Raw genomic sequence first — 9,275 nt, forward strand, 5'->3', positions numbered from 1 at the left:
TGCCACCCCCAAAAACTACATATATGACAGTCTTATCGTACTCAATCAAAAATCATCATTGTTTGAAGGAAAAAGTAACTTTTTTTAATTTTTAGAACAAGTTTCAACCACTAAACCGTTACTTTTTGCCAACTTAGGTTGTAGATAAAGATTTTCAAGAACTACCCCAGCGCCCGCCACCCAAGGCGGTACAATAATAGCGCCGAGAATACCTAAAACCTGTACACCACCCAAAACCGCCAAAAGCTGATAAAGAGGCTCAACCTTCACACTCGAACCCACCAAAAGTGGGTCTAGTACATAAGTTTCTACATTTTGAATAATCACAAATAACAAAAATACCCAAAGAAAAACCCAACCGCCCTGAGCAATAGCAACGATTAAAGCAGGAATCGAACCTAAAACAGGACCAAAAAAGGGAATTAAATTAGTAAAACCAGCAATAACACCCAAGCCAAGAGCAAACTCTGTAATTCCCACCCACTTTAAACCAATAGTAATAGCCACCCCTAATAAAAACGATACTAAAATTCTGCCTTGAATATAGCGCCCCATACGGTCGGTGACAGGGGGAAATTGAGCTTCTAAACGTGCATCCCAAGGACTAGGAAATAAAGCAATAAAACCTTTAATTAACTTTTGAGAACCGGCAAGTAAATACCCCGATAAAAGTACGGAAAGGATAAGATTTAAAACCGCTCCCACAAGGCCTTTAGTCAACCCTAGAGAGCTTACTAGCAATTTTTGACTTGATCGCACCGCCCAAGATGTTAAAGCCTGTAAATCCAAAAGTTGGTCAATTAGATTAAGAGCTCTTGGCTCAGTAATACCGATTCGCAAAATTAAATCCTCAGTTAAATTAGACAAAATATCCAAATACAGGGGAAATTTTTGTAACAAACGCTGAATTTGAGTAAAAACAGTAGGTCCAATAATCAAACTAGCGCCCGTCACCACAGCAATAATGCCCAAGTAAGCTACAATCACCGCCAACCAACGAGGCACAAATTTTTCCATCGTATCGACAATAGGGGAAAGAGTCGCAGCCAAAACTACCGCAATCATGAGAGTGACAAGAAGACTACGCAAATGCCACAGAAGAATTAAAGATAATACTGTTACAATGACTACCCCAAGACTGCTGAGGGAGATTTTGAGCCTTGATTCATTCATAGATGAAAGCCAAATATTTAATTAGGAGTTGAATTTAAAGTAAGAAGCATTTAACCTGCCATTTTTGTTAGCAAGAGGTTTAAACCCCTTGCCTTATGAATCAAACGTTTAAGCAAAAATTATTTTTTATTGGCTCGTAGGGGTTGAATATTATTCAACCCGACAGGGCTTCAGCCCTTAAAATAGCTATTATTGGAGAGATTTAATGCAAATTAGCTTAACTGATATTTACCATCAGATTCAGGACGATCAAGACGAGGTAATCCCATACTATAATTTAAAACCCTAGCATTAAGGTTATAGCTAATTTCCCCTTGATTAAGCAAACTACGAATTAAACGTTCTAAATCAGAACCAATACGACTTAAATTATAATCAGTCAAATCCTCACCATCATAGCTTTCTACTAAATCATCGAATTTACGATAAATTTTTTGTAATGCCACTTCATCCCAATTAAACTCATTATCAGGATCAACATCAAGGGTAAGAACATTGTTAGAAGGTATTAACTCATTACCTTTTATCTCAGCGCTGTAAATTCTAATATGTCTAGTAGTAGCTTTAATTAACATAATTTTGATAGCAATTTCAATAATCTTAGCTATATTTTGCCACAACCTGCGCCCGTTACCAAGACTAAATTAGACTATTAAAAAAATTATAGGGTGAGCAATGCCCACCCTACACAATTCATGACGCTGAAACAAATATCTAATTAAGGTTTGCTGAATAAATCAAAACCCTCTTAAAACAAAGGTTTCAAGCATAGCTGTAAAAGTGTTGGGTATCGGGTGTTAGGTATTAGGTTTGAAAATTACACCTGAAACCAGCAACCTGAAGCCTGAAACCTTACCATTGCACTTTTTCAGCAACACCTAATTAATATACTTCAACGTGCCAGCGCTCTTCTTTTTTCATTTGTTTGCGCATAGTATCCCAATTCAAACCTCTTTTTTCTGCTTCAGCGGTGAAAGTTTCAGAAATAGGAGGCTCCATACCTTTTAAACCACACATATAAACATGGGTGTTAGGTTTTTGGATCAACTCAAAAAGTTCGTCAGCATATTCACTAACTCGACTTTGCACATATACTTTACCACCGTCAGCAGTTTGCTGTTCACGACTGATAGCATAAGTTAAACGGAAATTATCGGGATATTGTTCCACCATTCTCTCTAATTCTTCTTTATAAAGAATATTTTGAGTGTAGGGAATACCGAAAACTAACCATGCTAACCCTTTAAATTGATAATCAGGGTTCATTTCTTGCTCCTTAAACATACGCCATAAGAAAGCGCGGAAAGGTGCAATACCAGTACCCGTTGCCAACATAATGATGGTAGCATCTTCATCGTCAGGGAGTAACATTTCTTTACCCACAGGACCAGTGATAGATACATCAGCGCCCTCCGCCAAGGAAGTAAGATAGGAAGAACAAACACCTTCCACCATTTCACCAGCTTCGTTTTTGTATTCTAATTTACGCACACAGAGAGAAACGGTTTTATCGTCTAACTTGTCACCGTGACGAGTAGAAGCGATGGAATAAAGACGTAATTTATGGGGTTTACCCTTGTCATCTTCTCCGGGGGGAATGATACCGATACTTTGCCCTTCGAGGTAGTGAAGATCACCACCAGAGAGATCGAAAGTCAAATGACGTACAGTGCCACTGCCACCCTCGGCGACTAATTCATAGTTTTCAATACATTTGCCCACAAATGGATTTTTAGGGCGATAGATGTTAACAGGTACTTTGACCTCTTGTTTTTCTTGTGCTTGAGTCATGGGTTGATGGTTCGTGGTTTGGTTAGAACTAGAACTTAGACCGTTAGCTGGAACAGGTGTATTAATGCCTATGGGAGTAATATTGACAATTTTACCACCCAAGCGATTAATCCTCGCCATTTCTTGATTCATGCGAGAGTAAGGCACAGCGATGAAACTACTGCCACTCTGACGAATCGGATAGTCTAAATTATTGCTAGTTTGATTGGCAATGCCTACCACTTCAAAGAGAAAACGGCGTTCCTCAATGGCAGGATTGGTTGCAAATGTCTTAACTGTATTATATTTTTTCATTATTGCTAAAAATTGACTCCTTATGCTTCTGCCGTTGCTACTGCTTGAGGGGTGACGGGCGCTACAATACCGATGGGGGAAATGTTCATGATTTTTCCGCCTAAACGGTTAATACGATTCATTTCTTGATTCATACGAGCGTAAGGTACAGCAATAAAGGTGTTCCCACTAGAACGAATCGGATATTGTTGATTATTGTCACCATTTTGGACAATTCCCGACACTTCAAACAAGAAACGGCGTTCTTCAACAAAAGGATTTTTAGCAAACGTTTTTACAGCTTGAGCATTTCTCATATCTTTAATATACTCCTGATTTTAAGAAAGGATTCTAAAGTTTGTCTTAAAATGCTTATCATATCAGCTTTTCATCACATTGGCAAAACTATTGTAAGCAATAAATTTAGATTTAAGTTAATTACTAAAACTAGGAAATGATGAATAGACAATTGCCCACACTATGAACATTGAAAAATCAAAGGTTTCACTTTATTTTATCTATTACGATACAAATTGAACTCTTTTAAGTACATTTTTATTATTTTTTTTAGTAATAGATGAATGGTTAAAAATGATTTAAGATTACGATGTGATCATTCTCATCATTAATATGAAACATCCCCAACGTATTAGTTTTTTAGTGCGTCATTTAAAATCTAGTGGCATTAGTCTGGTGATAATTAATTTAATTAATTCACTAATTAAATATGATTTTTTGATTGATTTAGTCATTTTAGATATAGGAGAAAGTCCGTATTTATCAGAAATCTCGAAGGATGTCAGAATTATTGACCTGACAATGCCTATATCTGGTAGTAATTTGCGAAATCCTTTTCAATTAATTATATCTATTTCTAATTATCTAAGGGAACAAAAGCCTGATATTTTATTTGCTAATATTTGGTTATATAATGTCTTAGTTATTTTTGCAAAAATTTTAGGAAATAGAAGTACAAAGATTATAATCATCGAACATGATCATTTACTCATAAACTTGAAAAACTCATCACCAAGCAATATTAAAAAACAACCGATACTTAATAAAGCATTACCCTTTTTAGTGACTTACTTTTATCCTTTTGCTGATAATGTAATAGCTGTTTCTCGATCTCTAGCAACAGAGCTAGAACAAGTATTTCATTTCAAAAAAGGTCAAATTAAAACAATTTATAATCCTATTTTTAATGAAAAAATAAGAGAAAAATCAGAAGAATTAATGGATCATCCTTGGTTTAAAGAAGGTGAACCACCGGTTATTTTAGGGGTTGGAAGATTAGCGAAAGAAAAAGACTTTGCGACTTTAATTCGCTCCATTGCATTAGTAAGAAAATCTAAAGATGTTAGATTGATGATTCTGGGAGAAGGTATAGAAAGAAAAAATTTAGAGAATTTAGTTAAAGAATTGGGATTGGAAAATCAAGTATTGATGCCCGGTTTTGTGATTAATCCTTATGCTTATATGTCTAAAGCATCTGTATTTGTACTCTCTTCCACTAGAGAAGGCTTATCAAATGTCCTCATAGAAGCCATGACTTGTAATATCCCCATTGTTTCCACTAACGCCAAAGGGGGTGTATTAGAGGTATTAGCTAATGGAAAGTACGGAGAAATTGTCCCTGTTGGACATTATCAGGCAATGGCTAATACTATTATTCGGGTATTGGAATTGGAGGGAAATAATAAAACATTTGATCTTTCATGGCTACAACAGTTTTCTATCGAAAACATCACTAAAGAATATATTGAAATCATCAATCTTAATAGTAAATCTCCATCAAAAATAACTGATTAGATCATGGGTAAGGGGCTAAAACCCCTTGTTAAATCTACCTACCGACACCAACATAACGAAAACCAGCGCCCTTCACCGTTTCTTTATCAAGGAAATTACGACCATCAATCATGAGAGGATTTTTCATCTTAGTAGCCAATTTTCGTAAATCTAAACGCTGAAACTCCTGCCAATCAGTCACTAAAACCAAAGCATCACAACCATCAGCCAACATTTCCGCATTACTTTCGATGACGACTCCAGAAAGCCCATGACTAATACCAGTTTGAGACACTATCGGATCATAAGCCTTTACCTTCGCCCCCAAACGGTTTAACTCCTCAATAATATTCAACGCCGGAGCATCCCGCATATCATCCGTATCAGGTTTAAAAGTAAGCCCTAATAAACCAATCACTTTACCCTTGAGGATTTTTAACTCCTGCTGTAACTTCTCAATCGCCATGACTCTTTGACGTTTATTGACATTAACAGCAGCGTTCAATAACTCAGTAGTATAGCCGTAATCACTAGCAGTATGAATTAAAGCAGAAACATCTTTCGGGAAACATGAACCCCCCCAACCGATACCAGCTTGTAAAAATTTACTACCAATGCGAGAATCTAAACCAATACCCTTAGCTACTTGAGTCACATCAGCGCCCACCCTATCGCAAATATTAGCAACTTCGTTAATAAAACTGATTTTGGTGGCTAAAAAGGCATTGGCAGCATATTTAATCATCTCGGCGGAGTTTAAATCCGTTACCACAATTGGCACAGGGAGTGAAGATTTATTCTCAGAAAACTCTCGACTAACTAGAGGTTGATATAACTTAGTCATCATTTCGATAGCTTTATCACTATTACTACCTAAAACAATGCGATCAGGATTAAAAGTATCATAAACCGCGCTACCTTCTCGGAGAAATTCAGGATTACTCACCACATCAAAAGCGGTATGATCTTCCTCCGTCATGGTAAAACCATCCCCTTTCGTTACTCCCAATCTTTCCTTTAAACCATCCATGACGATCATTCGTACCCAATCCCCTGAACCAATAGGCACTGTGGACTTATTGACAATGACTTTGTAACCACCGTTTAAATTTGCCCCGATCCCCTTTGCCACTGCTTCCACATAGCGCGTGTCACTCTCCCCTGTGGGCAAAGGAGGAGTACCTACAGCAATAAATAAAACTTCACCGTGATTGACTCCAGCGCCCAAATCCGTAGAAAAATTTAATCGACCTGAAGCCATACAACTGGTCATTAATTCGGATAATCCCGGTTCATAAATGGGGGATTGTCCTTGCTTCATTAGTTTTACTTTTTCTTCATTATTATCAATACAAATGACATCATGACCGATGTGCGCTAGACATACTCCTGTTACTAAGCCGACATAACCTGTACCAATTACACATACTTGCATTGTTTAAATTCCTTTGCCGATTACTTATTAATTTTCGTTATTTTACACCTTTTGCCAGTTTTAGAAATTAATATTTTTGATAATTTAACAGCGCCCTCCACCTCACTATCAGTATTTTTGATTAAAATAACAAATAATTGATAACTAATTATTATTCAAATTATGGTATTTTTTCAACGGGATGAATTGTTAACTAAAAAAGCAGAAGAAATTTTAGAATCTACATGGCAAAAATTTCCTAGTCTCGCTAAAAATCAAATTGCTTTAACATGGATTCCTTACCAAAAACCAATTATGGTAAATACAGGAGGGGCGCTTTCCCCCGCTGAATTTTGGCAATATCCCCTCAAAGGCTACAGTTATCGAGGGCAAGAAAATATTTATCCTGCTAGTATCGTAAAATTGTTCTATTTAGTAGCGATTTGGGAATGGTTAGAAACAAAAATGGTCACAGATTCCCCTGAGTTACAGCGCGCCATCACCGATATGATTACCGAGTCGAGTAATGATGCCACCAGTTTAATCATAGATACCCTCACAGGCACAACTTCAGGACCTGAATTATCCGCCGAACCGATGGTAACATGGAGTTATCAACGAAATATTATCAACCGCTACTATCAATCTTTAGGGTGGGAAGAGTTAAACACTATTAATGTTAACCAAAAAACTTGGTGCGATGGTCCTTACGGCAGAGAAAGGATATTTGTGGGGGAAAATTACACCAACCGCAATATGTTAACTACCAATGCCGTAGCAAGACTACTACATAGTATTGTGGGGGGTGTGGCTGTGTCATCATCAGTTAGTCAAAAGATGATGAATTTATTACATCGTGACGTAAGCTCTAAAAATTTGGGGCATAATGAAGAGGAAAATCAAGTGAGTGGGTTTACGGGCGCTGGTTTACCGAATAACTACAGTTTATGGTCAAAAGCTGGTTGGACTTCTACCGTTAGACATGATAGCGCTTACATTGAAAGACATGGGCAAATACCATATCTATTAGTTGTTTTTACTGAAGGCAAAGAAAATAGTCAAAATCGAGATATTCTACCCTTTATTTCTGCTCAATTTGCCCAAATTTAATTATAAAGGGCAAAAAGATAATCTTTGCAAAAAAAGATAAAATTTGCTTAATTTCAGTGCATAAAGTAATTCTTTTAAAATCATGAAATACAATAAAACAGCCAAAAATAACCGCTATTCCAAAAGAAAATCTAACAATAATTCAAGTTTATTCTGGTGGTTAATTATTGGCGGTTCTTTATTTTTTACTTATCGTAATAATCCTCAATTAGTTAATAATTTTACTGAAGAATTTTTGCCGAATTTGTCTAATATTAGTCTTGTTTCTACTAGGATTATTCGTGATGAATTTATTACTAAAATTAATGAAACAGATATAACTGCTGGTAGTATTTCTTCCCTACAAAAAAATAAATTTGCCGAAATAGATAATAAGGCTTTATCTGTACAATACAGCGGTACTTCTGTCAAGGAATTAGCTGATATTTTAAGTCAATTAGCCACCACAGAAGAAGAAAAAGCTAGAATTATTTACCGTTGGATTACCCATAATATTGCTTATGACGTCGTCAGTTTAAATCGCTTTACCAATGAAAATATTTATCCTAATGTTACTGCTGAAAATGTTTTAGTAACTAGACAAACTATTTGTTCGGGTTATGCGAATTTGTATCAAAAATTAGCAAATAATATGGGTTTGAAATCGCTGATTGTGGTGGGTTATGCCAAAGGTTCAACTGATTTTGTCGTGGGTGATGATAATACTGCAAATCATGCTTGGAATGGCGTTAAAATTAATGGCAATTGGTATTTAGTGGATACTACTTGGGGTGCTGGAATTGTTAATGATAATCGTTTTGAGCGTCGTTTTAATAACTTTTATTTTGCTACTAATCCGCAACACTTCATTTATACTCATTTTCCGGAAGACGGGCGCTGGCAATTATTGCCCAATCCTTACACAAGGGCGCACTTCGACGCATTACCCAATGTACAAGGTAATTTTTTTGAAAATAATTTAGAGTTAGTTAGTCACACTCAGAAAAGCATTAACGCCGGAGGTAATGTAAACATTACCATCAAAGCGCCCTCCACCGTAGAAGCCATCGCCTCGTTAAAATCAGCAGGGCAAAACTTACCAGATAACTACACTTTAGTGCAAAGACAAGGGGAATTTTTAAATGTGATGACATCTTTCCCTCAACAGGGAAATTATCAGTTGGAAATTTTTGCGAAACCAAAAAGTGATAGTGGTGACACTTTTCCTTTAGTTTTAAGCTATGAAGTAACAGCCAATCAAGAAGGGAAAACTTTTCCGACTATTTACCGCCATTTTTCTCAGAATAATGGTTATTTAGAAACTCCCACTATGGGTGATTTATACCCTAATCAAGCCAATTATTTTAAATTGAGAGTAGATAATGCTACGGAAGTGAGAATTTTAGATAAATCGACTAATCGTTGGAGTGATTTAACTCGTTATGGTAATCTCTACACGGGCAATGTTAATATTTCTAGTGGAGATGTGGTCGTTTTTGCTAAATTTCCCGGTGATTCAAGATATTGGGCACTATTAGAATATCAAACACTTTAGGTCATTGATAATTAATTAGGGTCTGCTGAATAAATCAAAACTCTTGTCAAATAAAGATTTAAAGTCTATTCTACATAACAAAAAGTGTCATAAATTGACTTTTTTCTCTAAAAATACTCTATTTTTTCCATCCGAATCAAAAATAATTGATACAAATGAGCAATTTATGAAAAATAACTATTTGGCTAA

The 9,275-nt window shown here is 36.1% G+C and carries 8 protein-coding genes; 3 read left to right on the plus strand and 5 right to left on the minus strand.

Features of this window, described 5'->3' with window-relative positions:
* Positions 1-84 precede the first annotated feature (84 nt).
* The 4 genes from IGQ45_04405 to IGQ45_04420 form a co-directional block, all read right to left on the minus strand.
* Complete coding sequence (locus tag IGQ45_04405) at positions 85-1,173, minus strand: AI-2E family transporter (GenBank protein ID MBF2056469.1); 1,089 nt, start codon at positions 1,171-1,173, stop codon at positions 85-87.
* Between the two features lie 212 nt (positions 1,174-1,385).
* Positions 1,386-1,748 (minus strand): NAD(P)H-quinone oxidoreductase subunit M, encoded by a 363-nt coding sequence (locus IGQ45_04410; GenBank protein ID MBF2056470.1) that lies wholly within the window; start codon positions 1,746-1,748, stop codon positions 1,386-1,388.
* 307 nt (positions 1,749-2,055) lie between these two features.
* On the minus strand, positions 2,056-3,258 hold the full coding sequence (locus IGQ45_04415) for a ferredoxin-NADP reductase (protein ID MBF2056471.1): 1,203 nt from the start codon (positions 3,256-3,258) through the stop codon (positions 2,056-2,058).
* 20 nt (positions 3,259-3,278) lie between these two features.
* On the minus strand, positions 3,279-3,554 hold the full coding sequence (locus IGQ45_04420) for a phycobilisome linker polypeptide (GenBank protein MBF2056472.1): 276 nt from the start codon (positions 3,552-3,554) through the stop codon (positions 3,279-3,281).
* Positions 3,555-3,867: 313 nt separating this feature from the next.
* Between IGQ45_04420 and IGQ45_04425 the strand changes: the two genes are divergently transcribed.
* A complete protein-coding gene (locus IGQ45_04425; GenBank protein ID MBF2056473.1) occupies positions 3,868-5,049 on the plus strand; it encodes a glycosyltransferase in 1,182 nt (393 codons plus the stop codon).
* Between the two features lie 34 nt (positions 5,050-5,083).
* Here the strand turns inward: IGQ45_04425 and IGQ45_04430 are convergent, their stop codons facing one another.
* On the minus strand, positions 5,084-6,463 hold the full coding sequence (locus tag IGQ45_04430) for a UDP-glucose/GDP-mannose dehydrogenase family protein (protein ID MBF2056474.1): 1,380 nt from the start codon (positions 6,461-6,463) through the stop codon (positions 5,084-5,086).
* Between the two features lie 162 nt (positions 6,464-6,625).
* Between IGQ45_04430 and IGQ45_04435 the strand changes: the two genes are divergently transcribed.
* Complete coding sequence (locus IGQ45_04435) at positions 6,626-7,552, plus strand: serine hydrolase (GenBank protein MBF2056475.1); 927 nt, start codon at positions 6,626-6,628, stop codon at positions 7,550-7,552.
* Between the two features lie 82 nt (positions 7,553-7,634).
* Complete coding sequence (locus tag IGQ45_04440) at positions 7,635-9,086, plus strand: transglutaminase (protein ID MBF2056476.1); 1,452 nt, start codon at positions 7,635-7,637, stop codon at positions 9,084-9,086.
* Positions 9,087-9,275: the final 189 nt, after the last annotated feature.

This window comes from Cyanobacterium sp. T60_A2020_053, from assembly GCA_015272165.1.
GTDB lineage: Bacteria > Cyanobacteriota > Cyanobacteriia > Cyanobacteriales > Cyanobacteriaceae > Cyanobacterium.

Coding starts and splice junctions, on each gene's coding strand:
- IGQ45_04405 (MBF2056469.1), bottom strand. CDS start 1,173: ATGAATGAATCAAGGCTCAAAATCTCCCTCAGCAGTCTTGGGGTAGTC.
- IGQ45_04410 (MBF2056470.1), bottom strand. CDS start 1,748: ATGTTAATTAAAGCTACTACTAGACATATTAGAATTTACAGCGCTGAG.
- IGQ45_04415 (MBF2056471.1), bottom strand. CDS start 3,258: ATGAAAAAATATAATACAGTTAAGACATTTGCAACCAATCCTGCCATT.
- IGQ45_04420 (MBF2056472.1), bottom strand. CDS start 3,554: ATGAGAAATGCTCAAGCTGTAAAAACGTTTGCTAAAAATCCTTTTGTT.
- IGQ45_04425 (MBF2056473.1), top strand. CDS start 3,868: ATGAAACATCCCCAACGTATTAGTTTTTTAGTGCGTCATTTAAAATCT.
- IGQ45_04430 (MBF2056474.1), bottom strand. CDS start 6,463: ATGCAAGTATGTGTAATTGGTACAGGTTATGTCGGCTTAGTAACAGGA.
- IGQ45_04435 (MBF2056475.1), top strand. CDS start 6,626: ATGGTATTTTTTCAACGGGATGAATTGTTAACTAAAAAAGCAGAAGAA.
- IGQ45_04440 (MBF2056476.1), top strand. CDS start 7,635: ATGAAATACAATAAAACAGCCAAAAATAACCGCTATTCCAAAAGAAAA.